This window comes from Streptomyces spiramenti (genome assembly GCF_012034385.1).
Taxonomy (GTDB): Bacteria; Actinomycetota; Actinomycetes; order Streptomycetales; family Streptomycetaceae; genus Streptomyces; species Streptomyces spiramenti.
Map to the genome: position 1 here is coordinate 1 of NZ_JAAVJB010000045.1, position 26,877 is coordinate 26,877.

The following is a 26,877-nucleotide window of genomic DNA, read 5'->3' on the forward strand; positions in this document are numbered from 1 at the left end:
GGAAGCGGTCGGCTCGGTCGGCTCGGTCGTCTCGGTGGACGCCGTGGAGGCGGGGGAAGCGGCGGGCTCGGGCGACTGGTGCACTGTGCTCCTCGGGCTGTGGGGGGCGCGGGTCCGGTCGTCCGGTGCGGGCGCGGCCACCACCTGTGCGTAGGCGGCGGTCGCGGCGCCGCCCCTGCCCGCGGTCTCCAGCGCCTCGGCGTGGGCCATGGCGTAGCGGCTGTCCTGCCCGCCGAGGCGTTCGGCGGCCGCGAGGTGGTGCACGGCCGCGGTGAGGTCGCCCCCGAGGAGTCGTGGGGTTGCGAGGTGCCAGCGGCCCAGCAGGTAGTGGGCCATCAGCTGGTCGGGGTGTTCGGCCAGTACCTGCTCCGCGGCGTTCCGTACCTGCCGCAGCCGGAGGACGGCGGCGGGCGACCGGCTGTCCATGGCGAGCAGTCCGGCGCGCCGGGCGGCGCAGAGTCGGGCGGCGGGGGACCGGGGGTCCGTGCTCAGGGCGGCGTCGAGCAGCAGCCCTGCCTGCCGGAAGCGCAGGGCGGCCGGCTGGGTGTCGGTCCCCGAGAGGGTGCGTTCGAGGAGGGCGTCGGCGAGAGCGGCGGTGCGCTCCGCCGCGGCGGCGTCCCTCTCCGCCGTGGGCGCGGCAAGCCGTGAGGCCAGCTGTTCGACGGCGGCGCGGCCTCGTTCGGTGAGGTCGCGGATGCGGGCGGCGCGGCCGAGCGAGGCGTCGGCTGTCAGGGGTGGCCCGTAGGCGACGCGGGCGCGCCGCCTGCGCGGGACGGTGGCGCCGACCGGGAGGATCTCCTGCGTGCCCAGCAGGGCCGCCGGTATCACCGGGACGTCGGCGCGGTCGGCGAAGCGGAAGGCACCGTCCTTGAAGGGCAGCAGTCCGGCGCCGCGGTTGCGGGTCCCCTCCGGGTAGACGATCAGCGGCCGTCCGGAGCGGAGCGCTCCGGCGGTGACCTCCAGCAGGTCGCGGCCGGGGCGGTCGCGGTCGACGGGGAGGGCTCCCATGCTGGTGAACCAGACCGCGCGCGGGCCCCGGAAGCTCTCGGCCTTGGTGAGGAAGGCGCCCTGGTGGCCGCGGACGGCGTACAGCAGCGCCTCGTGGAAGAAGTGGTCGGCGAAGCTGACGTGGTTGCAGACGAGGACGAACGGTCCGTCGCCGGGCAGGTGCTCCAGTCCTTCGACGCCGGTGAGGTGACGGCGCACGACCGCGGGACGGGTGACCGCGGTCGTGACGCCGTTGCTCATCCGGTCCAGCAGGGTCACCGCTGGACCTGGTTCCGCGCGGCGGAGTAGGCGCGGAGCTTCTCGATGCTGGTGAGGACGAGCCCGTGACGGGCGGCGAAGGTCACCAGCTGGGGCAGCCGGGACATGGTTCCGTCGGGGTTGATGATCTCGACGATCACTCCGGCGGGCCGGAGACCGGCGAAGCGGGCGAGGTCCACGGCGGCCTCGGTGTGCCCGGGGCGTTCCAGTACCCCGCCGTCGCGGGCGACGAGCGGGAAGATGTGGCCCGGCCGGGCGAGGTCGGTGGCCGTGCCGTCGAGGGCGAGGGCGATGGTGCGGGCGCGCTCCGGTGCGGAGATCCCGGTGGTGACGCCGTTCTCGGGGGTGCCGTCGATCGAGACGGTGAACGCGGTCCCCATGTGGTCCTCGTTGCGCTCCACCATCGGGGGCAGCCGCAGCTCCGCTGCCCGTCCGGCGGTGAGGGACAGGCAGACCAGCCCGCGTCCGTGGGTGACCATGAAGTTGACGGCCTCTGCGGTCGCGTGGTCCGCGGCGACGATGAGGTCGCCCTCGTTCTCGCGGTCCTCGTCGTCCACGACGACGACGAGCTCGCCGCGAGCGATGGCTGCCACGGCTTCCGCCGCCTCGTGCAGCACGACCGGTGCCGCGTCGTCGGGGGCCCGGTGGAGGGCCGTGGGGTCGATGGTGCCGGTGGCGTCGAGATCTGCCGGTGCGGGGGTGACCGTGGTCATGAGAACACTCCTGGCTGGCGATTCGGTGGCTTCGGTGCCTGACGGCGGTCGTGCGGGACGAGAAGGCGGTGCTGTGCGTGACGGCGCACAAGTTGCTGCAACATCGATGTTGTCGCATCTGCTGAATCATCATGCATGTCGCAGCACCGATGTGGCAACAACTATTTATGGAGCATCGGATTCCGCCTCGTGCCCCGGTGATTCGGTGGCGCGATCCACCACGGTCGGTGATGCGTCATTGATGATGGGACATGTAAACTGCTGTGCACAGCCGGATGAATGATGATGAGGAGACGGCCATGAGCGTTGACACCGCCTCCGGGCACGCCGAGACCCGCGAAGCGAGTCAGGCCAACCAGGTCCGCTATCTGATCCTCGCGGCGCAGCGCGAGGGCAACCGACAACTCGCGCAGAACCTGCGACCCCACGGGCTGACGCCCGCCCAGGCCGAGATCCTGGTGGTCCTGTCCACCAGGGAGCCCCTGACCCTCGCGGAGTTGGGGCGCTTCATCGTCTGCGAGTCGGGCAGCCCGAGTCGCATCGTGGACGCCCTCGTGCGACGAGGTGCGGTCTCCAGGGCGCCCGGTCTCGTCGACCGCAGGGTCGTCCACCTCCACCTCACGACGGAAGGACGTGAACTGCTGGCCGCGATCCGCGACGTGGACAGTGCGGTCGCCGGAGCCATCGCTGACCGGATCAACCCCGACCAGCTGCAGGTGCTGGTCACGGCGTTGCGCGGTCTTGTCGACGGCACCGATGCCGGCGCCAAGGTCACGCGTCGCTTCGGCAGCTGACGGACCGTGCACCGAGCGTCCCCCCACAACCCTCCCCGCGGGCGCCCCACATGCTCCCGCGGGAGGTCACGGGGGGCGTAGCGGACTCCCCCCGACCCGTCGTACGCTCCCGGGTATGACCGGGCCACAACGCACACGGAACAGAACGGCACTGCTGGTCACCCCCCAGCTGGCCGCATCGCTCGGAGCGGGCGTCACCGGCAGCGGGCGGACCGCGTGCCACAGCCCGCTCACCGGCGACCGGCTGGCCGAACTCCCGGCCACCGCCGTCTCCGAGGTGGCGGACGCATTCGCCACCGCCCGGGCCGCCGCGCCCGCATGGGCGGCACGCCCCGTGCGGGAGCGTGCCGCCGTTCTCCTTCGCTTCCACGACCTGCTGCTGCGCCGCCAGGACGAGGTACTCGACCTCCTCCAGCTGGACACCGGCAAGGCCCGCACCCACGCCCATGACGAGGTGCTCGGCGCGGCGCTCGCCGCCCGCTACTACGGCCGCCGCGGACCGGGACTGCTCCGCGAGCGGTCGAGGGCCGGCGTCGTGCCGGTGCTGACCCGGGTCCGGGAGTACCACCGGCCCCATGGCGTCGTCGGGCAGATCGTGCCCTGGAACTACCCCCTGGAACTCACCGTCGAGGACGCGTTGCCCGCGCTCCTCGCCGGCAACGCCGTGGTGACCAAGCCCGACACCGAGGGCGCCCTCGCCGCGCTGTGGACGAGGCGGCTGATGGTCGAGGCCGGCCTGCCGGCGGACGTGTGGCGCATGGTGATCGGCGAGGGCCCCGTCGTCGGTCCCGCCGTCGTCGCCGAGGCCGACTACGTCGCCTTCACCGGCTCGACCGCCACCGGGCGGCGCGTCGCCGCACAGGCCGCCGAACGGCTGGTCGGCTCCACCCTGGAACTCGGCGGCAAGAACGCGATGCTGGTACTGGACGACGCCGACCCGGCCAGGGCGGCGGCCGGCGCGGTGCGGGCCTGCTTCTCCTCGGCGGGGCAACTCTGCATCTCCACCGAGCGCATCCTCGTGCACGAGTCGGTCGCCGACGCCTTCACCGAACGGTTCGTCGCCCTCACCCGCGCCATGCGGCTCGGGGCGCCGCTGGCCTGGGGAACCGACATGGGGTCGCTCTCCTCCCAGACCCAACTCGACCGGACCACCGGGCACATCGACGGCGCGGTCGCGCTCGGCGCGCGGGTCCTGACCGGTGGCAGGCACCGCCCCGACCTCGGACCGTACTTCCACGAGCCCACCGTCCTGACGGACGTCACGCCCGGCATGGCGCTGTACCACGAGGAGACCTTCGGGCCGGTCGTCTCCGTCCGCCGGGTGCGGGACGACGAGGAGGCGATCACCCTGGCGAACGACACCGCCTACGGCCTCAACGCCTCGGTCTGGAGCCGCGACAGGTGCCGCGCCCGCCAGATTGCGGCGCGGCTGCGGACCGGCAGCGTCGGGATCAACGACGGCTTCGCCGCCGCCTACGGGTCGGTCTCGGCCACGATGGGCGGCATGGGTGAGTCGGGGCTCGGCCGCAGACACGGCGCGGCAGGGCTGCTGAAGTACACCGAGTCGCAGACCGTCGCCCACCAGCGGCTGGTTCCGCTCGCCCCCTCGCTCGGCATGGACGACCGCCAGTTCGCGGCCCTCGCGTCGCTCTCCCTCAAGGCGCTGAAGGCGCTGCGCCTGCCCTGACGCGGGACCAGGAAGCGGGGCCGCGGCCCCGGCCGAGGAGGCGTGCGGGCCGCCGCTCACGGGGCCCGCCGGCGCTCGCCGAATCCGAGAGCGTCAGCGCCGCGCTGCGGCCCCGGGGACGCAGAAGGGCCCCCGGTCCGGCGTCCGGGGGGAGACGCCGACCGGGGGCCGCTTCGCCGGTACCGGCGACAGGGCGGCGCCGGTACCCGTGCGGCCGTCACCCGGGGGGAGGTGACGCGCCGCTGCTGTGTGGGCCGATCGCTCGGCCCTCGGCGGGAACACCGACCACATCGCCCCCACCCGGAGCCGCGGTCGGCGACCAGCCGAACTCAGAACACCTCTACCCAGAACCCTGGGACGGAATGTGTCCACACCACCCCAACGGTTGGCTGAAGCGGCCGGTTCCCGGCGTCCCGGGAACCGACCGCCGAGTCGTGACCGGCCTGCTGTCCCCTGCTGCCCGGCCACAGCCCGGAACGAGGTCCCACGGCCAACGCCCTTGCCATGCCGGGGCGGTGCGCCTCTTCGTTCCGGAAGTACCCCGTTCAACGAACCGGCGCCACGGGGGTCACGTGCCGTACGGGTGACCCCGGTACACACCGCGGGGCGCCGCACCCCTCTCCGCAGACCCGTACGCATTCCGTCACCGCCGCAGGACCGCCGCTGTGACCGCCGCAGTCGGTGTCGCCGTCGGTGTGGTCGTCGGTGTGGCCGCCCCGTCCGCGCCGGCCGCGGGTGCACGCGGCGCGCTTCAGGAACGGCCCCGGCACAACTCCAGCAGGAGCATCGCCATCCGGGTGCCCGACGGCCCCAGCTCCTCGCGGTAGCGCTCCAGGATCTCCATCTCGCGCGCGAGGCTCACCCGCCGCCCACCGGAGCCCAACCGAGCCCGCTGGATCTGTTCGGAGACCGCCCGGCGCTCCCCGATGAGCGCCATGATGCGGGCGTCCAGCACGTCGATGTGCTCACGCGCCCCGCTGACCAGCTCGGCCGCCTCCGGGGTCCGGGCGCCGGTCCACTCCGCGTCGTCGCGCTCCGCCGGGGGCGAGCCGGGGGTGGTGGCGGGCGCGGGTGCCGGGGCGGTAGCGGCCGGTGCAGGGGCGGGCGGGCCCGCGGCGGTGGTCGCGTCCGGGGCCACGGTGTCGGTCGATGTCGTCATGGGGGTCTCCTCGGGAGGAGCGCCCGGGGCCGAACACGACCCGGAAACGACGGCGTCCCGGGCCGAACCGGCCCGGGACGCTGCGGAAAGTCGCTGTTCAGTGCGGTAGACAGCGCTTCACCTGGCAGCCGGCCGGGCCGGTGCCATAGGTAAAGAACGCTGCGTGCCGCATCATGCGGGCCAGTATGCCACCGGCCCGCGCCCCGGGCCCTCGGCGCTCGCCGGACGACCGGATGGTGAGACGGCGGCGGCCGGTAGACTCGGCCGCCCACCCCGCTCCACCGCTGGAAGGCAGCTCCACGTGGCATCGTCCCGCCCGACGGCCCCCGACACCGTGCTCGTCGTCGACTTCGGCGCGCAGTACGCACAGCTCATCGCCCGCCGGGTCCGTGAGGCCCGCGTCTTCAGCGAGATCGTGCCGTCCACCATGCCGGTGGCGGAGATGCTCGCCAAGGAGCCGAAGGCGATCATCCTCTCGGGTGGGCCCTCCTCCGTGTACGCCGACGGCGCGCCGTCGATCGACCGCGCGCTGTTCGAGGCCGGGGTCCCGGTCTTCGGCATGTGCTACGGCTTCCAGCTGATGGCCACCACCCTCGGCGGCACCGTCGACAACAACGGTGCCCGTGAGTACGGCCGGACCGACCTGACCGTCTCCAAGTCGGGTTCCACCCTCTTCGAGGGCACCCCCGACGAGCAGGTCGTGTGGATGTCGCACGGCGACGCCTGCTCGGCCGCGCCCGAGGGCTTCACCGTGACCGCCTCCACCGGCCAGGTCCCCGTCGCCGCCTTCGAGGACGACGAGCGCCGCCTCTACGGCGTGCAGTACCACCCGGAGGTCATGCACTCGACCTTCGGCCAGCAGGTCCTGGAGCACTTCCTGTACCGGGGCGCCCGTATCGCGCCGACCTGGACCGCCGGTTCCATCGTCGAGGAGCAGGTCGCCCTCATCCGGGAGCGCGTCGGCAGCAAGCGCGCCATCTGCGGGCTCTCCGGCGGCGTGGACTCCGCCGTCGCCGCCGCCCTGGTCAACGAGGCCGTCGGCTCGCAGCTGACCTGCGTCTACGTCGACCACGGCCTGATGCGCACCGGTGAGACCGAGCAGGTCGAGAAGGACTTCGTCGCCGCGACCGGCGCGCAGCTGAAGGTCGTCGACGCCTCCGAGCGGTTCCTGAACGCCCTCGCCGGGGTCACCGACCCCGAGGAGAAGCGGAAGATCATCGGTCGCGAGTTCATCCGCGTCTTCGAGCAGGCGCAGGCCGAGATCATCGCCGAAGCCGGCAGCGACGGCGAGGACGTCGCGTTCCTCGTCCAGGGCACCCTGTACCCGGACGTCGTCGAGTCCGGCGGCGGCACCGGCACCGCCAACATCAAGTCCCACCACAACGTCGGCGGCCTCCCCGAGGACCTGGAGTTCGAACTGGTCGAGCCGCTGCGGCAGCTCTTCAAGGACGAGGTCCGCATGGTCGGCCAGGAGCTCGGGCTCCCCGACGAGATCGTGCAGCGCCAGCCGTTCCCCGGCCCCGGTCTCGGCATCCGCATCATCGGCGAGGTCACCCGCGAGCGGCTGGACCTGCTCCGGCAGGCCGACGCCATCGCCCGCGAGGAGCTGACCGCCGCCGGGCTGGACCGCGACATCTGGCAGTGCCCCGTCGTGCTGCTCGCCGACGTCCGCAGCGTCGGCGTCCAGGGCGACGGCCGCACCTACGGCCACCCGGTCGTGCTGCGGCCGGTCTCCTCCGAGGACGCCATGACCGCCGACTGGTCGCGGCTGCCCTACGACGTGCTCGCGACGATCTCCAACCGCATCACCAACGAGGTCCGCGACATCAACCGCGTCACCCTCGACGTGACCAGCAAGCCCCCGGGCACCATCGAGTGGGAGTGAGCGCCCGCCCGTGACCACGGGCCGCGCCCGCGCCGCAGCCGAGCCGCTGCGCCGCACACCGCCGGGCCGGCGGGACCGCACAGACGCGGACCCGCCGGCCCGGCGGCGTTCGTGGTGCGTCTCCGGGGCCGCGGCCGGGGCCCGGCCGTCAACGCCGGTCGTCCGGCTGCTCGTCGGCGGGCAGGCGCTGGGCCTCCCACTCCGCCCGGTCGATGACGTACTCGACCTCGCCGTGTTCCGAGCCCGGCAGTGGATCGGGCCAGTCCTCGGTGTAGCTGCGCAGGTACCGCAGGCCGCACCGCTCCATCACGCGGCGGGAGGCGGTGTTGACCGCCATCGTGTCGGCCGTGACCCGTCGCGCGCCGAGCCGCTCGAACGCGCGCCGCACCAGCAGCCGGCCGCCCTCCGAGGCGTACCCCCGGCCCCAGACGTCCCGGCGGAGCCGGTACCCCAGCTCGAACACCTCCCCGCTGCCCGCGTCGAGGGGGCGCAGCTCGAACCAGCCGAGCAGCCCGCCCTCCCCGTCGCGGCGCTCCGCGCCCCAGAAACCCGGGCCGTCCGCCGCGTCGAACCACCGGGTGAGCCGCGGCAGCTCCACCGTCCGGACGTGCTCCACCGACACCGGCGCACCGCCGGTGAGGTACCGCATCACCTCGGGGTCGTTGTGGAGCGCGTGCAGCGCCGGGACGTCGGCCTCGGTCAGCGGCCGGAGCCGCAGGCGGTCGGAGTGCGGCCACGACTGCTGAGGATGCCACGAGGGCGGCGCCGGGGTGAACATGCCGCACATGCTCGCCCGCCCGCCGCCACCCGGCAACCGGGTTGTCTCCCGCGCGCCGTCCGGGCCGCGGAGCGGGGCGGAGCCGGCTGTCAGTGGCCGGTGGAAGACTGCCGACATGAAGCTCTCGGACCCCAAGGAAACCCTCCGCTCCTACCTCCAGGAGGGGCGGGACGCGCTGCTCTGGAAGCTGGACGGCCTCTCGGAGTACGACGTCCGTCGCCCGCTGACGCCGACCGGCAGCAACCTGCTGGGGCTGGTGAAGCACAACGCCGGAGTCGAGATGGGGTACTTCGGCCTGGTCTTCGGCCGACCCGTGCCGGACGCCCCGGCGTGGATGGAGCAGCACGACGTCCCCAACATCGACATGTGGGCGACGCCCAAGGAGAGCCGCGAGGACATCGTGGCCCTCTACCGGCGCGCCTGGGCGCACTCCGACACCACGATCACCGAGCTGACGTTGGAGTCGACGGGGCAGGTCCCCTGGTGGGGCGAGAACGGCGCGGTGACCCTGCACCGCATCCTGGTGCACGTCGCCACGGAGACCCACCGGCACGCCGGCCACGCCGACATCCTCCGTGAGCAGATCGACGGCGTCGTCGGACTGCGCCGCCTGGGCGACAACCTGCCCGAGGAGGAGAAGGAGTGGTGGGCGCAGTACCGCGACCGCCTCGAACAGGCAGCCCGCACCGCCGCCGACCGCGCCTGAGCGGAGGGGGCGGGTTCTGGCGGCGGGCGGGTTGGCGGCGCGCCACAGCCGGGGCTGACGGGCCGTCCCCCGGTCCTAGCGGCGGCGGGCGATCCGGGGTGGCTCGTCCGCCGCCGCTGGGTAGCCTGCGGCCATGACGATCCGCTGCGTGGCGTTCGACAACGGGCAGACCCGGGTGTGCGACGACCGGCACTGGGGCAGTGGGGGCCCACTGGCTCGGAGTGCCGCGTCACACGATGTCGGCGCTCGTCGGCGCGGTCGTGGCGCAGGGGCGGGACAACGTGGACGCACTGCGGCTCGTCAGGCCGGGATTCGACATCACGGCGGAGTACGCCCCACGGGGGCCGCCGGGCAGGGCGAGTACCTGGACGAGTCGGACCTGTACGAGGACGTGCGGCCGACGCTCCAGGCGCTCCGTGAGCGGGGGCTGCGGGTGGTCGTGGCGGGAAACCAGACCGCTCGGGCGGAGGAGCTGGAGGCCGGTCAGATGGAGGCGAGAAAGCCGGTGGCGCGTTCATCGAGTTCGGCGGCGCAGCGCGGCGCTCTCCGATACGGCAAGCCGCGATGATGGACACCTCGTCCTCGACCAGGTGGCCAAGGTGGCCGCGCGGTACGGGATCGTGCACCAACTGCGCAGCATCGAGGGCATCAAGGCCATGAGCGAGGGGCCAGCCGGCCCTCAGCACGGTGACCCGGGAGAAACGCGTGACAACGACCAGCAGGGCATCACCGCGGAACAGTGGCGCCGGGCCAACCTGATCCGGATCTACCACCAGATGCAGCACGAGCTGCGGCCCGTCAACGTGGCGATCGGACTGGGCGGCCACGACCTCGGCATGCACATCAGCACGCCCACACGCTGGGTCAATTACGTCCGCAAGGGCTGGGGCGTCTACGTCGCACTCCGCGCTGCACCAGTACAGCAGCAGGACAGGAAGCCCTGAGCCAGGCGTGAAGCCGCTGGGCGCGGTGGCGTCGGGTCATGGCCGGTCCGCCCAGGGTTCGACACGGCCGATGACCCGTGCCAGTGGCGCCTCGGGCCCCTCCTCGACCGCGGCGAGAACACCGTCGCTGATCTCCGCGTGTGTCAGCCAGCGCGTGCCGTAGCCGCCGTCCGTGAAGCCGAGAACCGCCGCCCGATACGCCGCGCCGGGAACTCGCCGGCCTGCGCAGCGCGCTGGCCGAGGGGGCGAGAACGGCGCTGCCCAGGACATCCAGCAGGAGGGCGCCTGGAGCGAGGCGGCCCGCGAGCAGCCCGTGGACGACGGGACGGTGCGGGCCGTGCACCCACAGGACCGCTGCCGTGAAGTGCTCGTTGGCCGTGAGTACGTGGCTGAGCGCGGTGTCCAGCGTCTCCGGGCGCGTGTAGTCCGCCGGTACCGCCAGCACCTTCGCCGGTTCGTCCGTTCCGGCAGCGAGGCTCCGGATGCGTGCCTCGCTCCGCGCGACCACCGCCGTACGTCGGCCGGCGCGCACCAGGCCGCGCACGACTCCCGCGAGCATGCCCGTCCCTCCCACGACCAGGGTGGGACCGGATGGTGTGCCGCCGTCGCCCGGTACGGACGGCGTAGGTGAGGCGTGCGGAGGGGCGGGGGTCACAAGCGGTCTCCTCGGGCTCGATGGAGTGTCATCCGGACGTCGCGGCGACCGGCGTCGAGGTCTGCCAGGGGTGCTGCCCGAGCGAGGGCAGACCGTCTTCGCTCTGCGGCCCGACGAGTGCGCAGCGGCCCTCCTACTGTCGCAACACAGCACGGCCACCGCCATCACCTTCTTCGCATCGATGGAGGCCAACAGTTCGGCCTCTCCGGCGCTGCTCGTCAGCCGGTTGCGTCGGAACAACTCCAGTCCGAGTAACCGCGCGTGAGTTGCTCACGGGTGCTCGATCGGACCGCAACGGGCTGGCTCTGCACCTCAGAGGGTTGGGGCGTCCGCGGGGCCGGCTGCGAGTGCGGGTCGTAGGCGTTCGCGGATGGTGGCGGCTGTGGTGCTGGGGTGCTGGCTGAGTTCGTGGTCGAGTTCGGTGAGGCGGTCCGCAACTCGTGTGGAGGTGGCTTGGCCGAACAGGGCCAGGGCGTCGGTGGTGGCGGTGTCTGCGGCGTCGGGTTGGTCAGCGGCGAGGTGGGCGCGTGCGAGGAGGATCTGGTCGAAGGCGCGGGAGCGTGTCCGTTCCTGCGGGCGTGCGGCGGTTCCGCGTTGGACCATGTCGATGGCGTGCTGGGCGCGGGTGGGGTCATGGTGGGCTGCGAGGAGTTCGCAGACGCCGACGGTGACGTGGTGTTCGGCGGTGTCGAACCATTCGGCCCAGGACGGCGGGGCGTCGGGGGCGTCCACGGCCAGGTGGTGGTCGGCGGTGCCGAGGGCTCGGGTGGCGTCGGGGAGCTGGCCGAGTACGGCGTGGCAGCGGGCTTCGAGGGTGGCGAGGAGTGCGTGGAGGCGGCCGGGTGGGAGTTTCCTGGTGCCGTACTGGGCGGCTTGGACGAGGTCGAGGGCGTCGGCGGGGCGGTTGAGGTGGTTGGCCTGGCGGGCGAGGCAGTTCAGGATGTGCGCGGCGATCGCGAGGCCGGCGGGTCCGGCTTGTTTGGCGGCTTGGAGCCCGAGGAGGAAGTAGCGCTGGGATTCGGCGTGGCGGCCGATGTCGTGGGTCATCCAGCCGGCGACGGAGGCGAGGTCGGCGACGGCGACGAACAGGCCGCGGGCGACGGTGTCGGTGGAGGAGCCGTGTCCGGCGAGTTCGGTGACGTGGTGGAGCTGTCCGACGACCGCGCGGCGGCACAGCGCGCCGCCGTGGGCGTTGTCCAGTTGGCGGAAGGCGTCGGTGGTCTGCTGGATGGCGAGGACGTCGGCTGTTCCGACGCGTCCAGGCCGTCGCGGGGTGAGGTTGTCGGGGTCGGGGAGGTGGAGCCATCCTTGTGCGGCTCGCAGTAGTTCGGGGCCGGCCAGGAGGCGGGCGGGGACCGGGGTGGTGTCGTCCGACATGGCGTCGCTCCGGGTGGTGTGGAGGAGAGAGGCTACGACGGCTTGAGGGTGCCAGCTTCCAGTGGGTGTCGGGGAGCGGGGGGCGAGTACGAGTCCCAGATCGGCCGGGGTCAGTGGGCGGGGCAGGTGGCACAGGCGGGTGAGTGTGGCCGCCAGGAGATCGGGGGCCGGTGGCCGTGGCTGTTCCCCGTTGGTGATCCAGCGCGCGACTCGCGAGCGGTCCGGGCGGATGCTTCGGTGGCCGTGGTCGGCGGCGGTACGGACCAGTTCAGTGGCTAACCGGCCGTAGCTGACGTGTGCCCGGCTGACCCAGTGGGCGAGCAGGGTGTTGCGGCGATCGGTCACGACGGGAGGACCCTTCCTCGGGGCGATCGAGCCGTGCTGCCCGCTAGACGATATGCCCGTACCTGGCGGTTCGATAAGACGCCCGTGCGGGTTCGCACCGGTTCGCAGCATGCCGCACCGCATTGCTGCGGGAGTCAAGCGCAGCGCATCGCCGCTTCCCGGCCCCTGGGGTCGCAGCGCCTGGGGGCGGTGTCCTGGTGTGGCAGCCGGGGAAAGCCCCGGCCGGCCGAAGGGAGAGCGTCATGGACACCAGCGTCTCGCGGGAGCTGCCCGTGGAGGGCGTCGCGACCGACCTGGGCACGGTTCTCGGTTCCACCCTCGGGTGGGCGACCGAGGACGACGCCGACGACAGCGAGTACTTCAAGGGCGCGCCCGCCAAGTCCTGACCCGCACGCCGGGGCCCGCGCAGACCGCGGCCCCCGGCTCTCACCGAAGGACGACGCACATGGACACAATCGACGACCACTACCCGGAGCAGCGCGAGCCGCTGGTCGCTGACCTCGGCACGGTGCAGGAGGTGACCTTGGGGTCGGCCGGCTTCGACAAGCCCGACGACACCGAGTACTGGCACTGACTCGTCGGGCTTCTACCCGAAGTCCAGCAACCACGTGCCCTGCGGCCCGCCTCTCCCCGTTCGGGCCGCAGGGCACGACCCATCTCTCACGCTTGGAGTTCCGATGCGTTTCATCGCCGGCACCACCCCGTTCGGCCCGCCGCCGCACCAGCCGGTGGGCGCGCGCACCGTCACCGAGCTGGGCCCCTGGCCCGCGTGGGCCTGTGACCACGACGTCGGCGAGATCACCAGCTGCTCCTCGCCACGCGGCTACCTGGTGCGCGCCGGCACGTGCCTGGCAACACCGGTGGAGCGCAGCGAGGCGCTCGACGCCGCGTCGCGCGGTGACCTGGCGCGGGCCGGCGCGCTCCCGGGCTCCGGCCTGACCGGTGTGTTCACCGGCGACGGGGTGTTGGTGGGTGACCGCGCTGGTGCCGTCACGGTGTTCTGGACCCGGCATGCCGGGCGGGTGTGGTGGTCGACCTCCGCGCTCGCGCTTGCCGGTCTCACCGGGGCCGGACCCGATGCCGGCGCGCTGCTGAGCCGGCTCGCGCTGACCGGTGTGGAGGTGGGGGAGCGGTCCGCGTTCCCCGGCATCCACCGGGTCCCGCCCGGCAGTGCGCTGCGCCTGCTCGCCGACCGGGCACCGATGCTGCGTCCTGTTCCCGAACCGGCCGCGCTCTCATTCGAGGACGGCGCCGGCCTGCTGCGGGCCGCTCTGCTGCGGGCGGTGGGCGGCCGGGTCGAGCGGGGTGACCTCTCCACCGACCTGTCCGGTGGCGTCGACAGCGGCTGCGTCACCGCGCTCGCGGCTCGAACGGCAGCCGGTCCCCTGCCCGCGCTCACCTACACCGACCAGGCCCTGGCCGACAGCGACGACGTCCGCTACGCCCGCCGCCTCGCCGCGGAGAACCGGCGCCTGGACCACCACCTCGTCGACGGCCGGGCATCCGGAGCCGCGCACTTCGATCTCCTGCAGGACATCGCGGCCCTCCCCGCAACGGACACCCCCGCCCTGGCCCTGGGCCTGTTGGCCATCAAGGACGCTCAGTTCGCTCCTGCTCGCGCCGCCGGCGCCCGCCACCACCTCACCGGCCGCGGCGGCGACAACGTCTTCGGCGCCGCACCCCAGTACCTGGCCGACCTGTGGCGGGATGGCCCTCGCACCGCCGCAACCACCCGGACCACCGACTACGCCCGCGGCCGGACGGCCTCGGCCCGAGCGGTGAGACGACAGGCCCGCACCACCGCCGGTACCTCCTATCCGCACGCCCTGCACCGCGCGAGCGCCGACCTGCGAGCCGGCCACCGCCCGCCCGCCCCCTGCCCGGCCGCCGACCTCGCATGGTGCGGAACCTCACCGGCCGCACCATGGCTGACACCAGCGGGCCGGGCCCTGGCTGCCGACGTCCTCACCGACGCAGCGCACCGCGCCGACCCGACCGCTGCACCCGGTCGCACGCACGATCGCCTGGGGCTGGAGTTCATGGCTACCAGCCACGCTGCCTACCAGCAGATCGCACGTCAGCGCTGGGGGCTGACCGTCCACGCCCCGCTCCTGGACCCTGCCGTCGTGGGCGCCGCCATGGCGATCCCCGCTCGAGACCGGGTCGCGCCCGGCCTCTACAAGCCCTTGGCCGCGCGAGCATTGCAGGGCCTGGTTCCCGACTGGCTGCTGCACCGGCGGACCAAGACCAGCTTCTCCGCCAGCCTGTACCGCGGACTGGCCCGCAACCACCCCACCCTCGCGGGCGTTCTCGACGCCTCCCGCCTCGGGGCTGCCGGACTGATCGAGACCCGCGCGGTCGCCGCGCAACTCGCCGCAGCCGCCGGGGGCGCGCCCGCACCGCTGGGAGCGCTGCACGCACTGGTCGTCACCGAGCTCTGGCTCACCCGCACCGCCGACCGGCCGGTGCGCTGGACCACCACCAGAGGGAGCACACCGTGAAGAGAAACGTCTATACCGCCTTCCTGCCCGACGGAGGCGCAGCTCTCATGGACATCCGTCGCGGCCGGGGCCGCTGGGTGCACCTGAACCCGGCCGCCGCCCAGACGTGGCGAGTACTCACCTCCGGCCCCGACGACGCAGCGACCAGAAGATCGGGGTGGCGGGAGCGCACGCGTGCGTGGTCAGCACCGTGGCGGGCCGGCGGTCAGATCCCGGCCGGCGCCGGCTACCTGCCGCCGCCGCAGCGTGCCGCGCCCCAGGCGGCTTCCTCGACCGCTGCCCTCTACCTCCCGTCCACGCCCCGTACCGCGGCGGACGCGGCTCCTGCCCAGAACGAGGGGGAGCGCCTGTCAGGAGTCGACCGGGCCGCGGTGGCCCTCGCCACGCTCGCCGCGCTCGCTTCGCTGCACCTACTGCCGATTCGGGTCACCCTCGGGTGGGTCACGGCTGCCGCGCGGTTCTCCCGCCGGGAACCCGGCGCTGCGCGTGCGGCGGCCCTGCACACGGCGGTCATCCGCGCAGGCCGCCGGTGGCCCGGCCGGTTCGCATGCCTGGAGGAAACGCTCGCCACCACCCTGGCCGCCCGGCTACGAGGCGACCGCCTCACTCTGTGCCTGGGCGCGCGCCCCGCACCCGTCGCCGCTCACGCCTGGACGGAGACCACCACCCACATCATCGGGCAGAGCGCCGACGACCGCCCCTGGCCCTACATCACCGCCGCACGCCTGTGACCAGGGGTTTCATTCGGGCCGACAAGGTCGGGTGAAACTCCGAACGCCCGTTCATAAACGTTCTGGTTATCCACAGTCACCACCGGCCAACGACCGTCGTTGCGCAGGTATGACCACCCCACGAGTGCCCCACTCCCGCACCCGCAGGAAGCCCGCCCCCGCGCCCATCCCCCGCTACGCCGTCAGCGCCGAACGCCACAACGAGCACGCACTCGACACCTCCTGGTGGACCATCACCCGCCGCCTCCCCGCGCTCTCCACCACCCTGCTACGCCTGGCCTGGCGCGCCGACCGCCGCGCGCTCCTCCTGACCGGCCTCCTGCAACTCCTGTCGGCCGCCGTCACCGCGGTCGGCCTCTACGCCACGACCACTGCCCTCGCTCCGCTGTTCGCCGGCGGCCCCACCGGTGAACGCCTCCGCGAAGCGCTGCCGTCACTGATCGTCGTCGGCGCAGCCGCAGCCCTCCGGTCCCTGATCGCCGCCCTCACCCTGGCCACCAACGCCCGCACCGGGCCCAAGGTCGACGGCGTCGCCGAGCACGCCTACCTCGAAGCCGCGACCCGCGCCCCCCTGGCCGCATACGACGACCCGGCCTGGTGCGACCGCAGCGAAGCCGCCAGTCGCGCCTCCAAGGACGCCCACCTCATGGTCGCCGCACTCAGCGACGTCACCGGAGCCATCCTCGGCATCGCCGCCGCCGCCGGAGTCCTCATCAGCCTCCACCCTCTCCTCGCCCCGCTGCTGCTCCTGGCCGTAGTCCCCCGCGCGTGGGCCGCCGCCCGCGGCGCCCGCGCAGCCCACCGGGCGGACGAACACACCCTCGCCGACAGGCGCCTGCGCCACACCTGGATCTACCACACCGCCGGCCGCGCCACCGCGCTGGAAGTACGGGCCTGCACCATGCGCCCCTGGCTCCTGGCCCGCTTCACCGAACTCACCGCCCGCCTGGAGGAAGCAGCCGCTTACGTCGGGCGAACCCGAGCCCGCTACCAGCTCATCGGCGACGCCATCGCCGGCACCGCAACCATGGGTGTCTACGCCGCCCTGCTCTGGCTTGCCGCCACCGGCCGGATCGCCCCCGAAGCCGCCGGCACCGCCTTCATCGCCGTCCAGACCAGCCAACGCCTCCTCATCGGGCTGGTCCACGGCATCAACACCACCTACCTCAAGGGCCTCTACCTCGCCGACTGGCAGACCTTCACCCAGCAGCACCAACCCGCCGGCACGCAGCGCACCGACCTCGGCGAAAGCCTCCCCGAAACTGCCGTCGGGGTCCTTCCCGCGCCGGACAACCCCCGCTCCATCACCGCGACAGGCCTGACCTTCCACTACCCCCACGCAGCCTCCCCCGCCCTCAAGGACATCGACCTCACCGTCCACCGCGGCCAAGTCCTCGCCATCGTCGGCGCCAACGGCTCCGGCAAGTCCACCCTCGCCAAACTCCTCGCCGGCCTCTACGAACCCACCCACGGCACCGTCACCTGGGACGGCATCGACCTCACCCGAACCGACCCCGAGCAGCGCTGGGCCCGCCTGGCCATGCTCCCCCAGCACTTCGCCCGCTGGCCCGTCACCGCAGCCGAGAACATCACCCTCGGCCAAGGCGACCAGCACGCAGACCGCGTCCACGCCGCCGCCCGAGCCGCCGGAGCCGACACCGTCCTGGCGACCCTCCCCGACGGCCTGGCCACCAACCTCGCACCCAGCCACTGGGGCGGCCGTGACCTCTCCGGCGGCCAATGGCAACGCATCGCAACAGCCCGCGCGTTCTACCGCGACAGCCCCGTCCTCATCTGCGACGAACCCACCTCCGCACTCGACCCCCTCGCCGAAGAAGCCGTCTACGACCGCATCCGCACCCTCGCAGCAGGCCGCACCGTCATTCTCATCACCCACCGCCTCGGCTCCACCCGCACCGCCGACCGCATCATCGTCCTCGACAACGGAACCATCGCCGAAGACGGCAACCACACCACCCTCACCGCCCAGAACGGCCTCTACGCCACCATGTGGCGCGCCCAAGCAGACACCTACGCCGCCAGCTGACCTCAACCAGTCGGCGGCGCTCCGGCGCCGTGCTCAGATGGTTCCACTGTCCGCGCGGGCCTGCCGCCGAGGACCGGAACCGGTCGGATGACGGCAGCGGAAATCCGGAGGACGGGAGCGCGCGTCACCGGAACACTGGTCGGTCATGGACGAGGTCGAAGTGGTGGTCGCCCACGCGGAGCGTGTGACGCTGCGGGTCGGGGACGTGTTCCTGAAGGTGGATGCCGACTCGGCGCGGGTCGACGCCGAGGTCGAGGCGATGTCCCTCGTGCCGGTGCCCACGCCGGAGATCCTGTGGCGCGAACCGCCCGTGCTCGCCATCGCCGCGGTCCCGGGGCAGACGCTCGGGCGGCTCGGTGGACCGTCCACCGGCTCGCCGGCGGCGTGGGCCGCCGCCGGAGCCGCGATCCGACGGTTGCACGACGCGGCGTTGCCGAGCCGCCTCGGCCGGGCGGGCCGGAGCAGTACCGATCTGGCGGCCGAGATCGACGCGGAGTGTGAGGCGCTCGTTGCCGGTGGCCTGCTCCCCGCTGAGTTGGTCTCACGCTGCCGACGGGTCTGCGAGGCGGTGCTGCGGCCGTGGGAGCCGTCGTTCACTCATGGCGACCTCCAGGTCGCGCACGTGTTCCTCGACGGGAACGCCGTCACCGGCATCATCGACTGGTCGGAGGCCGGTCGCGGCGATGCTCTGTACGACGTGGCCAGCTTCACGCTCGGCCACCGTGATCAACTCGGCCATGTCCTCGCGGGCTACGGGTCCGGCGCTGACCTCGACGTGATTCGTGGCTGGTGGGTGGTGCGCAGCCTGTTGTCGGTCCGTTGGTTGGTGCAGCACGGGTTCGACCCGTTTCTGCCGGGCTGTGAGGTCGATGTGCTGAAGTCGCTGGCGTGAGACCGTCGCTGCCGCGCCTCGGGGATGGTTCGGCTGCTCAGCGGTTGAAGGTGTCCGATGCGAGGCCGTTGACGAAGTGGGTGAAGGCGGCGGCGGGGACGGTGAGGACGGGTCCGGTGGGGTTCTTGGAGTCGCGGACGGGGACGGTGCCAGTGGTCGCGGCACCGCAGGTGGCGGCTTCCACGCACTGACCGCCGTTGTCGCTGTACGAGGAGGAGCGCCAGGTGGGTTGCTCATTCGTCACGGGTCAGCCCTTCGTGGTTGCGGCCACGACAACGAGTCGGCCCAGAGGGGCCGTTGCGGCTCGGGGGAGCGATGCTAGGCAGCGACCGGCATGGGCGGCTACAGGGTTCCTCGCCGTTGTGCGGTGGCGATCGATGACGTCAGTGCAGCACGGCCCCACCGCGCGGGGCGCGGTGGGGCCGTCGATGCGCTGGTTGCGCTCAGCTGTCGAAGGCGCCCGACGTGAGACCGTTCACGAAGCCGCTGAAGGCGGCAGTGGGGACTGTGAGGACGGCACCGGTGGGGTTCTTGGAGTCGCGGACGGGAACCGTGCCGGTGGTCGCGTGGAGGTTGGTGGCGACCTCCACGCACTGACCGCCGTTCTCACTGAAGGAAGACTTGAACCAACGGGGGGACTCGGACGTCACGGGGTGCCCTTTCGTAGCTTCTCGACCATGGCGACGGACTGGTCTTGCGAGGGCGCTGCGGCCTGTAGCTGATGGTAGGCCGCAAGGGTGGGAAGGACGAACTTGTTGTCGCGCTCGAGATGGCCCCGTTGCGCGGATTCCGCGTAGGACATCAGAGCGCGGTCCGGCAGCGTCAGGATGGTTACGGGAAGGCTGAGCGGTCGCCTGTCACCGATTGTGAACGGCACAACCTGCAAGATCGTGTGGGGTTGAGCCGCGAACTCCACCAGCCGGCTGAGTTGGCCGTCCATCGTGGCCGTGCTGCCGACCGGACGCCTGAGGCAGCTTTCATCCAGCGCAACGCACATGAGAGGCGGAGGCTTGCGATTCAGGGCAGCCTGCCGCTCCTCGACCAGAGCGATCCGTTCGGTGCCCTGTTCGGGGGTGATGGCTCCGCGCTCCACAGCGCGGGCCGTGAGGGCCTCCGCGTACTCCGGCGTCTGCAACAGACCTGGCATGACGCCCACCTCGTAGAGGCGGATCTCTGCGGCCCGGCCCTCGTGGCGGACGAACTCGCCGAAGCCTTCCAGGAGCGTGCCGTGCTGAATCTCGCGCCACTGGCGTTCGAAGGTATCGGGCGACTGCTCAATGCCGAAGGCCTGGTCCGCACTGCGCGCGAGGCGCAGAGTCGGCATCTTGCGATCAGTTTCCACCGCGGAGATGTGGGTTCCTGAGTACCCCATCCGTCGACCGAGTTCCTCCTGCTTCCACCCGCGCTCCTCACGCAACCTGCGCAGGTTGGCGCCGAAGGCGGCCTGCGGGCTGCTGTCGGGGCTCAGCTCCTTGATGTTCGCCATGAGGACCCTCGAATCTTCCTTCCGTCACCACAAGTTGATGCCTTTGGGACCCTAGGTCACGCTGAGGTCGCTTGGTAGTGGAGGTGCTACGGAGAGGAGTGATCGTGGGTGCTGAGGGTGATCCTGCGGAGGCGAGTGCCTGTACTCACGGGCCTGAGGGGGCGAAGCCCGTTACCGACGGTACGGGGATCGAACGACTGTCTCTGGATGAACTGCGGTCCATATTGGCGCAGTTGAGCGCGGACATCGACGCACACTTCAAGGATCTGGGCAGGTGAGCGCCGACGACGCGGACTCTGCGGGCCGGGGGCGACGCGTATGTGAGCTGCCGGGCACGGGCGCCGACCGAGTTGTGGACGGCTACTGGGCGGAGGCCAAGGTCCGTTCGCCGGAGGCGGGCGGGGAGTGGTACCTGGCGGGGGCGTGGTGGGACAGCCCCGAGGAGGCGGTGGGCTGGCTGCACGACCAGGCTGAACGCCTGGCCTCGGTGCTCGAAGCCACCGCCGACTGTTCCGGGGAGGCGAGCAGCGGCGGCGTGAGTGCGGTCGCCGCCGTGTTCCGGGAGTGGACGACGGACGCCCGGTTTCGCTCGGTGCAGTGCGCAGCCCTGGCTGGCGGGCAGCCCGTCAGCGCCAACGCCCGGGGGACGGACCGGATCTGCGGTTCGGTCGACGTCGAGGTCTTCTACTCCCTCTCCGCCCGTCCCGTTCTGCGACCAGCCCCGTGCCGGTGACCCACCCACGAGACCGCGAGCCGCGTGCCCGCGGGCTCAGGAGTCCGTGAAACCGGCCCCGAACCCCGCCCCCGCCGGGACGAACCGCCGGTTCCCCACTCCGCGACGGCCCCGGCGGGGGCTGCTCTGACCAGGAGGCCGACCGGAGGAAGGCGGCCGGCTTGCCCGCCCATCACAGGGGAAACAGCCGCCGCTCCTCCTACCGCACGGACAGCTGTTCCTGACTCGCCTGCCACCGCTGTCCCCGGAACCAAGCCCGATGCCTGCTCCGCCGCGGCAGCCTGCTCGGGCCGGGCCGGGCGCTCTTGCCGGTCGGCTTCATGCTGTGCGACGGTTCCGCGCATGGACCCTGCACAGTTCGACGGTCATGTCCGCCAGGGGTCGGTGGACACCCTCTCCCTCGCGGACGCGGCGCGGCAGCTGGACGCGATCGCGCGCTACGTATCCCAGACCCGGGACGACCTCGCCCAGCGCGAGAAGGACGGCGACCCGCCGGCCCTCGACGCCGAGAAGGCACTGGCCTTCGCTCACGAGGCCAAGGCACTGTCGCTCACTGACGCCACCGGCGAGACCGTCGCAGTCGTCGTCTCCCCGGCTCTCCTCGAAGTTCTGGAAGACGCCCTCGGGCTGCTCCGGGGAGAACTGGACCGTCAGCGCGGCACCGCCGCACCGGTGACCACCGAGGAGCTGCGGGACGAGCTGAAGGGGCGGATGACCTCATGAGCCAGGTCATATGGGAGCGGGCCGCGAAGAACGCCCTGACCCGGTACACCAAGGACGACCCGCCCGGGGTCGACCAGGTCCTGGACAGCGTCAACCTCCTGCCGCGCGACCCCCGCCCCTCCGGTGCGCTGGACTGCGGCGGAGGCAAGTACCGCATCCACGTCGGCCGCTACCGCATCTGGTACACCATCCGACAGAACAAGCCCGTCGTGGTCGCCATCGACCTCGTCGGCCGGGCGCGATGACCCGCACTTCCGCACCACCCACACGCCGCCGGGACCTCCCCACCCAGTGCCAGTGAACAACCGGCGCAGCAACCTCCGCGTCCTCACCACCGGCCGAAAGCGGCCACGCCGGATGCCCAGTGTCCCGGTGCCCCTCCCCGGCGAGTCCCTCGCCAGCTGGGTGGACGCCATCGCCTCGCGCACCGAGCCCCCGGACGACTCTGCTGCGTGACCACTGGGGCCTGCCCCACGGGCCAGCCCGTTTCCGTCACGGCATGCCCGATGGACTGACCGACGTAGCCGCGTGCCCGCGGGCTCAGGAGTCCGTGAAACCGGCCCCGAACCCCGCCCCCGCCGGGACGAACCGACGGTTCCCCACTCCGTGGCGGTCCCGGCGGGGGCGGTGCCGGGGGCGGCTCAGATCAGGCGGCGGGCGGTCGCCCAGCGGGTCAGCTCGTGGCGGTTGGAGAGCTGGAGCTTGCGCAGCACCGCCGAGACGTGGGACTCCACCGTCTTGACCGAGATGAACAGCTCCTTCCCGACCTCCTTGTACGCGTAGCCGCGGGCGATGAGCCGCAGCACCTCGCGCTCGCGCTGCGTCAGCCGGTCCAGGTCCTCGTCGGCGGGTGCCGCGTCCGAGGAGGCGAAGGCGTCCAGCACGAACCCCGCGAGCCGGGGCGAGAAGACCGCGTCGCCGTCGGCGACGCGGAAGATCGCGTTGACCAGGTCGTTGCCGGTGATGGTCTTGGTGACGTACCCGCGGGCGCCGCCGCGGATGACGCCGATGACGTCCTCGGCGGCGTCGGAGACCGACAGCGCCAGGAACCGCACCGGGTCGGTGGCCGCGCCCATCAGCTCGGCGCTGCGCCGCAGCACCTCGACGCCGCCGCCGCCCGGGAGGTGCACGTCGAGGAGGACCACGTCGGGCCGGGTGGCGCGGATGACGCTCACCGCCTGGTCGACGTCGCCGGCCTCGCCGACGACCTCGACGCCGGTCTCGGCGGTGCGGCCGATCTCGGCCTGCACCCCGGCACGGAACATGCGGTGGTCGTCGACGAGGACGACCCGCGACCGGCGACCGGCCGCCGGGTCACCGCCCGCGCCCAGGGAGGAAGGCGATCCGCCGGCTCCGTACTGCGGGTCGTGGCTCATTCGGCGCGCTCCATCATCAGTTCCACCTCGGTTCCCTCACCGGGTACCGACCGTACCCGGGCCCTGCCGCCGTTGCGCTGCATCCGGCCGATGATCGACTCGCGGACGCCCATCCGGTCGGTGGGCACGTCGTCCAGATCGAAGCCGGGGCCGCGGTCGCGCACGGAGACGAACACCTCCCGGCCCTCGACCTCGGCGAAGACCTGCACCGGCCCGCCCTCGCCACCGTACTTGGCGGCGTTGACCATCGCTTCCCTGGCAGCCTGGAGCATTGCGGCCAGCGGCTCGTCGACGGGGCAGTCGCCGACGCACACCACCTCGATGGGGACGCCGTGGTGGTCCTCGACCTCGGCGACGGTCGCCTTGACCGTCTCGGAGAAGGTGCGGGTCTCCTCGTCGTCGACGGTGACGCCGTTGGTCGCCTCGGCCGACTTGTGCAGCCAGGCGCGGAGTTCGCGTTCCTGGGCGCGGGCGAGCCGCGAGACCTCGCGGTGGTCGGACGCGTTGCGCTGGATCAGGGTGAGGGTGTGCAGCACGGAGTCGTGGACGTGGGCCGCGACCTCCGCCCGCTCCTGCGCCCGGATGCGCATGGTGCGCTCCTCGTTGAGGTCCTGGAGGATCCGCACGAGGTAGGGACCCGCGAGCAGGGCGGTGCCGACCAGCACCGCGAGCGCCGCCTGCACGACACGGCTGAGGTCCTCGCTCGCACGAGTGACGACGAAGCCGGCGACGCCGATCAGGACGAGCGTCACCCCCGCCGCGGAGCGGGCCAGCGGGAGCCAGCGGCTGCCGCGGGTGACCTTCGCCCAGTGCGCGCGCCGGGAGTCGTCCGCCTGGCGCCAGACCAGGGCGGCGCCGATGACGATGAGCGCCAGCGTCCAGAGGTAGCCGCCGGAGATCTCGAACTGGACGTTGTTCCAGAAGACCCCCGCACCGACGGTCAGCATCACCACGGCGAGTACGTAGATCGTGTACTGCCGCAGCCGACTGCCGCCGGGCGCCGTCGCCCCCGGGTGGGGGCGCGGCGGGAGCGGGCCGGTGCCCAGCGGGACCACGAACCAGAACACGCCGTAGAGCACGACGCCCATGCCGCTGGCGACGGTCAGGGCGAAGAAGGCGAAGCGCACCCACGAGACCGGCACGGCCAGGTGCCCGGCCAGGCCCTGGGCGACGCCGCCGAGCCAGCGGCCCTCCGCGCTGCGGTAGAGCTTGCGGATGGGCGGCTCCTCCGTGTCGGTTCCGGGCACGGGTGGGGCGGTCGTCATGGAGCGATCGTCACACGGGTGCGGCCCGGCGGGCATCAGGGTCGGCCCCTGACACCGGGATCAGGGGCGGTTCCGGGCCGCCCCGGATGTTTCCGGGCCCCGGGCACCGTCACGATGGTGTGCATGACTGAGGAGACAGCGCGAGGGGCCGGTGGCGTCGGCACGGCCACGCCGGCGGCGCCGGGCGGTGCGACCGGCGGCGGGTGGGGCGGCGACGCGTCCGGTGGTCACGGCGGTGGCGGTGGTCACGGTGGTGGCTCCGGTGGCGGCGGCGGATGGAGTGACGGTGCCGGTAACAGCAACCGCTCCGGCTCCGGATGGTCCGGCGGCCGGGGGCCGCGTGAGGATGGGCCGCGGCTGGTGCGCAGCCGCCGCCACAAGGTCATCGGCGGTGTCTGCGGCGGTCTGGGCCGGTACTTCGACCTCGACCCGGTGATCTTCCGGGTCTGCCTCGGCGTGCTCTCCCTCATCGGTGGCGTGGGACTCATCGCCTACGGCGTGGCGTGGCTGCTGCTGCCGTTCGACGACTACAGCGAGAACGAGGGCCGCCGGATGCTCTCGGGCAGGGTGGACGGCCCGGGGCTGACCGCGCTGCTGCTGGTCGTCGTGGGGTCCGGGCTGCTGCTGGCGTCGCTGCCGGGACGTTCGCAGTCCTTCTCCATGCTGCTGCTGGTCGGGCTCGTCGGGGTGGGGTTCTGGTCCCGGCACCGTCGGGGGCTCGACGGCGCGGGTGCCGACACCGCGCCCGACCCGGCGACGGCCCAGGCGGTGGCGAGCGCCCCGCCCGAGGTGCAGGCGCCGCCCGTCCCCGCGACGGCGTCCTGGTGGCGCCACGGCGGCAGTCCGCAGGAGGGCTACCTCTGGGGGCCGCCCGGCGCCGACGTCTCCGACGTCCGGCCCACGGTCGACCTGGGCAAGGGCGGCGGAGGCGGCGGACCGTTCGCTGCTCCTCCCACCTGGGGGGAGGAGAGCCGGGCGCCCGAGAGCCGCCGGGTGTTCTGGCTCGGCGGGCCCGTGCTGCTGCTGGCGGTGGCGGCGGCAACGGTCGTCGGCGCCCTGACCTGGGACCAGCCGCTGGGGGCGGCGCTGGTCTACGCGGGCACGGCCGCGCTGACGGTGTTCGGCCTCGGCATGGGAGTCGGCGCCTTCTGGGGGCGGATCGGCACCGGCACCATCCTCGCGGCGGTCTTCACCGCTGCGCTGATCGCGGGGGCGTCTGCCCTGCCGCCCTCGATGACGACGCAGTGGACGGACGAGCGCTGGACGCCCTCGTCGGTCGCCGCGGTCGAGCCGTCCTACGAGCTGGGCAGCGGCCGGGCCACTCTGGACCTCTCCGGGGTGGAGATGTCGGACGGCGAGCGGCTGTCCACGACGATGACCGTTGGCGGCGGCCAGCTCCGCGTGTACGTCCCCCGGGACGTGACCGTCGAGATCACCGCCGACATCCGGCTCGGCGGGTACACCTTCGGAGACCGGGAGGACCCGGACCGGGGACCCAACGGGCGGGTGCAGGGCGGCGGCTTCCGCGCCGACTGGTCGGCGACCTACGGCCCACCGCCGGGCACCGATCCCGCCGGGGTCCTCGAACTGCGGCTGTCGGTGGGCGTCGGGCACATCGAGGTGGAGCGGGTCGCGGAGGCCGAGGACGAACCGCACCCCGCTGACCACGACCGGACGGTCGAGACCGAGGAGCCGGTGGAGGCCGCGGCACCGCGCACCGGCCCGGAGATCGACGCCGCCGGCGGCGTCCTGACGGAGGTGGCGGCGCGATGAGCCGGGAGCGCAACGACAGGCGGACCCACTTCGAGCCGGCGCGGCTGCTCCTCGGGCTGTGCCTGCTGGCGATCGCCGCAGGCTTCGCGGCGCGGACCGCCGGAACGATCGACGTCCAGCTGCGGTACCTCGCCGGGGCCGTGCCGGTCGCCCTGCTGCTGACGGCGGTGGTCTCGGTGGTGACCTACGCCGTCCGCCGCAGGCGGGACCGCAGGTGCCCGCCCGGCCGGTCCGGGGACTGACCCACCCGGGGGCGCCTTCACCCCGGCCCGGGGGCGGGGATGCCACCCCGGCCCGCGCCAGGGCACGGTGTCCCGACCCGCACCGGGTGCGGGGTCAGCGTGCCGCGGCGCGGCGGGTGGCGCGGGCACTGTCCACCGAGAACGCGCCCGCCCCGGTGAGCGCAAGCGTCAGGAATCCGACCGCGTACGGCAGATCGCCGCCGAAGTAGTACGGGCTGGTCTCCCAGGAGACGGTGACCCAGAACCCGAGCGCCATCACGGCGCCGAGCATCGCTGCCGGCCTGGTGAGGACACCGACCAGCAGCAGCACTCCGACCACGACCTCCGCCACCGCGACCCCGGTGAGCGCCGGCCCGGCGTTGTCCAGCGCCAGGTCCACCAGCCAGGGGGCGGCCGACGTGTCACGGCCGAACTCCAGCATGGACCGCATGACCTCGCGGTCCACCGAGGAGAACGGGCCGCCCGAGAGGAACTTGTCGAGCCCGGCGTAGAGGAACGTCACGCCGAGGAAGAGCCGCAGCGGCAGGACCCCGTGACGGGCGAGGCGCTCGCGGACGCCCCCTTGGTCGTCCATCGGTCCACTCACCCTGTCCACCGGCATGCTCGGCTCCTCGCGTCGGTCCAGCGCCCCGAGTCTGTCACCGTGCGCGGCGGCCGGTAAGGGCGCCGGGACGCGTCGTGCGGTGGCACGCCCCCCGTGACCTGGTCTTCTACTACCCGGGTCTCACCCACGTGGGGATGTACGTCGGCAACGGCCAGATCATCCACGCCTCCCGCCCCGGCACCCCGGTCCGCTACG

General features: G+C 72.8%; 29 protein-coding genes and 1 pseudogene. 19 read left to right on the plus strand and 11 right to left on the minus strand.

The features are described 5' to 3' along the window. Together HCJ92_RS08385 and ribB are read right to left on the minus strand one after the other, a co-directional pair. On the minus strand, positions 1 to 1,266 hold a 1,266-nt coding region (locus HCJ92_RS08385), incomplete at its 3' end, for a 1-acyl-sn-glycerol-3-phosphate acyltransferase (RefSeq protein ID WP_167932833.1). Beyond that, the gene (gene ribB / locus HCJ92_RS08390) at positions 1,263 to 1,979 is read right to left on the minus strand and encodes a 3,4-dihydroxy-2-butanone-4-phosphate synthase (RefSeq protein ID WP_167932834.1); all 717 of its coding nucleotides are present in this window, start codon (positions 1,977 to 1,979) and stop codon (positions 1,263 to 1,265) included. The genes ribB and HCJ92_RS08385, both read right to left, overlap by 4 nt. Before the next feature lie 299 nt (positions 1,980 to 2,278). Here ribB and HCJ92_RS08395 point away from each other — a divergent pair, with 299 nt between their 5' ends. Next, positions 2,279 to 2,773: a MarR family winged helix-turn-helix transcriptional regulator gene (locus tag HCJ92_RS08395; RefSeq protein ID WP_167932835.1), complete on the plus strand. Its 495-nt coding sequence runs from the start codon at positions 2,279 to 2,281 to the stop codon at positions 2,771 to 2,773. Positions 2,774 to 2,888: 115 nt separating this feature from the next. Next, positions 2,889 to 4,460 carry a succinic semialdehyde dehydrogenase gene (locus HCJ92_RS08400; protein WP_245240699.1) on the plus strand — a complete coding sequence of 524 codons (1,572 nt, stop codon included), beginning with the start codon at positions 2,889 to 2,891 and terminating at the stop codon, positions 4,458 to 4,460. 751 nt (positions 4,461 to 5,211) lie between these two features. Here HCJ92_RS08400 and HCJ92_RS08405 read toward each other — a convergent pair. Then, positions 5,212 to 5,619, minus strand: a complete 408-nt coding sequence (locus HCJ92_RS08405) for a chorismate mutase (protein ID WP_209310861.1) — start codon at positions 5,617 to 5,619, stop codon at positions 5,212 to 5,214. Between the two features lie 301 nt (positions 5,620 to 5,920). Between HCJ92_RS08405 and guaA the strand changes: the two genes are divergently transcribed. After that, positions 5,921 to 7,504, plus strand: coding sequence for a glutamine-hydrolyzing GMP synthase (gene guaA / locus HCJ92_RS08410; protein ID WP_167932837.1), 1,584 nt, complete (start codon positions 5,921 to 5,923; stop codon positions 7,502 to 7,504). A gap of 148 nt (positions 7,505 to 7,652) precedes the next feature. Here the strand turns inward: guaA and HCJ92_RS08415 are convergent, their stop codons facing one another. Next, the gene (locus HCJ92_RS08415; protein WP_167932838.1) at positions 7,653 to 8,282 is read right to left on the minus strand and encodes a GNAT family N-acetyltransferase; all 630 of its coding nucleotides are present in this window, start codon (positions 8,280 to 8,282) and stop codon (positions 7,653 to 7,655) included. Positions 8,283 to 8,397: 115 nt separating this feature from the next. Here HCJ92_RS08415 and HCJ92_RS08420 point away from each other — a divergent pair, with 115 nt between their 5' ends. The 3 genes and pseudogenes from HCJ92_RS08420 to HCJ92_RS24765 all read left to right on the plus strand — a co-directional run bounded on the left by HCJ92_RS08420 (position 8,398) and on the right by HCJ92_RS24765 (position 9,932). Further along, positions 8,398 to 8,988 (plus strand): DinB family protein, encoded by a 591-nt coding sequence (locus HCJ92_RS08420; protein WP_167932839.1) that lies wholly within the window; start codon positions 8,398 to 8,400, stop codon positions 8,986 to 8,988. 133 nt (positions 8,989 to 9,121) lie between these two features. Then, positions 9,122 to 9,463: pseudogene (locus HCJ92_RS24760) on the plus strand (HAD family hydrolase); the annotation flags it as partial. A gap of 145 nt (positions 9,464 to 9,608) precedes the next feature. Beyond that, positions 9,609 to 9,932: a hypothetical protein gene (locus tag HCJ92_RS24765; RefSeq protein ID WP_245240700.1), complete on the plus strand. Its 324-nt coding sequence runs from the start codon at positions 9,609 to 9,611 to the stop codon at positions 9,930 to 9,932. Positions 9,933 to 10,899: 967 nt separating this feature from the next. Here HCJ92_RS24765 and HCJ92_RS08430 read toward each other — a convergent pair. Then, positions 10,900 to 12,309 carry an NsdA family TPR-like regulatory protein gene (locus tag HCJ92_RS08430; RefSeq protein WP_167932840.1) on the minus strand — a complete coding sequence of 470 codons (1,410 nt, stop codon included), beginning with the start codon at positions 12,307 to 12,309 and terminating at the stop codon, positions 10,900 to 10,902. A gap of 242 nt (positions 12,310 to 12,551) precedes the next feature. On the opposite strand from HCJ92_RS08430, the gene HCJ92_RS08435 reads away from it, so the two are divergent. The 6 genes from HCJ92_RS08435 (at position 12,552) to HCJ92_RS08455 (ending at position 18,480) form a co-directional block, all read left to right on the plus strand. Next, entirely contained in the window at positions 12,552 to 12,695 is a 144-nt protein-coding gene (locus HCJ92_RS08435; protein ID WP_167932841.1) for a hypothetical protein, read from the plus strand. A 59-nt stretch (positions 12,696 to 12,754) separates the two neighbouring features. After that, positions 12,755 to 12,883, plus strand: coding sequence for a hypothetical protein (locus HCJ92_RS25325; RefSeq protein ID WP_275942267.1), 129 nt, complete (start codon positions 12,755 to 12,757; stop codon positions 12,881 to 12,883). A gap of 103 nt (positions 12,884 to 12,986) precedes the next feature. After that, positions 12,987 to 14,810 (plus strand): asparagine synthase-related protein, encoded by a 1,824-nt coding sequence (locus HCJ92_RS08440; RefSeq protein WP_167932842.1) that lies wholly within the window; start codon positions 12,987 to 12,989, stop codon positions 14,808 to 14,810. Beyond that, on the plus strand, positions 14,807 to 15,541 hold the full coding sequence (locus HCJ92_RS08445) for a lasso peptide biosynthesis B2 protein (RefSeq protein ID WP_167932843.1): 735 nt from the start codon (positions 14,807 to 14,809) through the stop codon (positions 15,539 to 15,541). Before HCJ92_RS08440 ends, HCJ92_RS08445 begins: the two co-directional genes overlap by 4 nt. Positions 15,542 to 15,650: 109 nt before the next feature. Beyond that, on the plus strand, positions 15,651 to 17,588 hold the full coding sequence (locus tag HCJ92_RS25330; protein WP_167932844.1) for an ABC transporter ATP-binding protein: 1,938 nt from the start codon (positions 15,651 to 15,653) through the stop codon (positions 17,586 to 17,588). 145 nt (positions 17,589 to 17,733) lie between these two features. Next, entirely contained in the window at positions 17,734 to 18,480 is a 747-nt protein-coding gene (locus HCJ92_RS08455; protein WP_167932845.1) for a phosphotransferase family protein, read from the plus strand. 37 nt (positions 18,481 to 18,517) lie between these two features. On the opposite strand, the gene HCJ92_RS08460 is transcribed toward HCJ92_RS08455, so the two are convergent. From HCJ92_RS08460 to HCJ92_RS08470, 3 genes are all read right to left on the minus strand, one after another. Further along, on the minus strand, positions 18,518 to 18,724 hold the full coding sequence (locus tag HCJ92_RS08460) for a DUF397 domain-containing protein (protein ID WP_167932846.1): 207 nt from the start codon (positions 18,722 to 18,724) through the stop codon (positions 18,518 to 18,520). Between the two features lie 199 nt (positions 18,725 to 18,923). Next, complete coding sequence (locus tag HCJ92_RS08465) at positions 18,924 to 19,130, minus strand: DUF397 domain-containing protein (protein ID WP_167932847.1); 207 nt, start codon at positions 19,128 to 19,130, stop codon at positions 18,924 to 18,926. After that, positions 19,127 to 19,966 (minus strand): helix-turn-helix domain-containing protein, encoded by an 840-nt coding sequence (locus HCJ92_RS08470; protein WP_167932848.1) that lies wholly within the window; start codon positions 19,964 to 19,966, stop codon positions 19,127 to 19,129. Before HCJ92_RS08470 ends, HCJ92_RS08465 begins: the two co-directional genes overlap by 4 nt. 274 nt (positions 19,967 to 20,240) lie before the next feature. Between HCJ92_RS08470 and HCJ92_RS08475 the strand changes: the two genes are divergently transcribed. The 4 genes from HCJ92_RS08475 to HCJ92_RS08490 all read left to right on the plus strand — a co-directional run bounded on the left by HCJ92_RS08475 (position 20,241) and on the right by HCJ92_RS08490 (position 21,878). After that, the gene (locus tag HCJ92_RS08475; RefSeq protein WP_167932849.1) at positions 20,241 to 20,699 is read left to right on the plus strand and encodes a hypothetical protein; all 459 of its coding nucleotides are present in this window, start codon (positions 20,241 to 20,243) and stop codon (positions 20,697 to 20,699) included. A gap of 342 nt (positions 20,700 to 21,041) precedes the next feature. Next, positions 21,042 to 21,422, plus strand: a complete 381-nt coding sequence (locus HCJ92_RS08480; RefSeq protein WP_167932850.1) for a hypothetical protein — start codon at positions 21,042 to 21,044, stop codon at positions 21,420 to 21,422. Further along, positions 21,419 to 21,667 (plus strand): type II toxin-antitoxin system RelE family toxin, encoded by a 249-nt coding sequence (locus HCJ92_RS08485; RefSeq protein ID WP_167932851.1) that lies wholly within the window; start codon positions 21,419 to 21,421, stop codon positions 21,665 to 21,667. Before HCJ92_RS08480 ends, HCJ92_RS08485 begins: the two co-directional genes overlap by 4 nt. Before the next feature lie 52 nt (positions 21,668 to 21,719). Beyond that, positions 21,720 to 21,878, plus strand: a complete 159-nt coding sequence (locus HCJ92_RS08490) for a hypothetical protein (RefSeq protein ID WP_167932852.1) — start codon at positions 21,720 to 21,722, stop codon at positions 21,876 to 21,878. A 185-nt stretch (positions 21,879 to 22,063) separates the two neighbouring features. Here HCJ92_RS08490 and HCJ92_RS08495 read toward each other — a convergent pair whose 3' ends face one another. Continuing rightward, the gene (locus HCJ92_RS08495) at positions 22,064 to 22,798 is read right to left on the minus strand and encodes a LuxR C-terminal-related transcriptional regulator (protein WP_167932853.1); all 735 of its coding nucleotides are present in this window, start codon (positions 22,796 to 22,798) and stop codon (positions 22,064 to 22,066) included. Then, positions 22,795 to 24,063, minus strand: a complete 1,269-nt coding sequence (locus HCJ92_RS08500) for an ATP-binding protein (RefSeq protein ID WP_167932854.1) — start codon at positions 24,061 to 24,063, stop codon at positions 22,795 to 22,797. The genes HCJ92_RS08495 and HCJ92_RS08500 overlap by 4 nt, the downstream gene beginning before the upstream one ends. Before the next feature lie 123 nt (positions 24,064 to 24,186). Between HCJ92_RS08500 and HCJ92_RS08505 the strand changes: the two genes are divergently transcribed. Both HCJ92_RS08505 and HCJ92_RS08510 read left to right on the plus strand, forming a co-directional pair. Continuing rightward, positions 24,187 to 25,836 (plus strand): PspC domain-containing protein, encoded by a 1,650-nt coding sequence (locus HCJ92_RS08505; RefSeq protein ID WP_245240701.1) that lies wholly within the window; start codon positions 24,187 to 24,189, stop codon positions 25,834 to 25,836. Beyond that, positions 25,833 to 26,078, plus strand: a complete 246-nt coding sequence (locus tag HCJ92_RS08510; RefSeq protein WP_167932855.1) for a hypothetical protein — start codon at positions 25,833 to 25,835, stop codon at positions 26,076 to 26,078. Before HCJ92_RS08505 ends, HCJ92_RS08510 begins: the two co-directional genes overlap by 4 nt. Positions 26,079 to 26,172: 94 nt before the next feature. Here the strand turns inward: HCJ92_RS08510 and HCJ92_RS08515 are convergent, their stop codons facing one another. Further along, positions 26,173 to 26,652: a DoxX family protein gene (locus HCJ92_RS08515; RefSeq protein ID WP_245240702.1), complete on the minus strand. Its 480-nt coding sequence runs from the start codon at positions 26,650 to 26,652 to the stop codon at positions 26,173 to 26,175. A gap of 158 nt (positions 26,653 to 26,810) precedes the next feature. Here HCJ92_RS08515 and HCJ92_RS25795 point away from each other — a divergent pair. Beyond that, on the plus strand, positions 26,811 to 26,877 hold a 67-nt coding region (locus HCJ92_RS25795; protein ID WP_420824688.1), incomplete at its 3' end, for a hypothetical protein.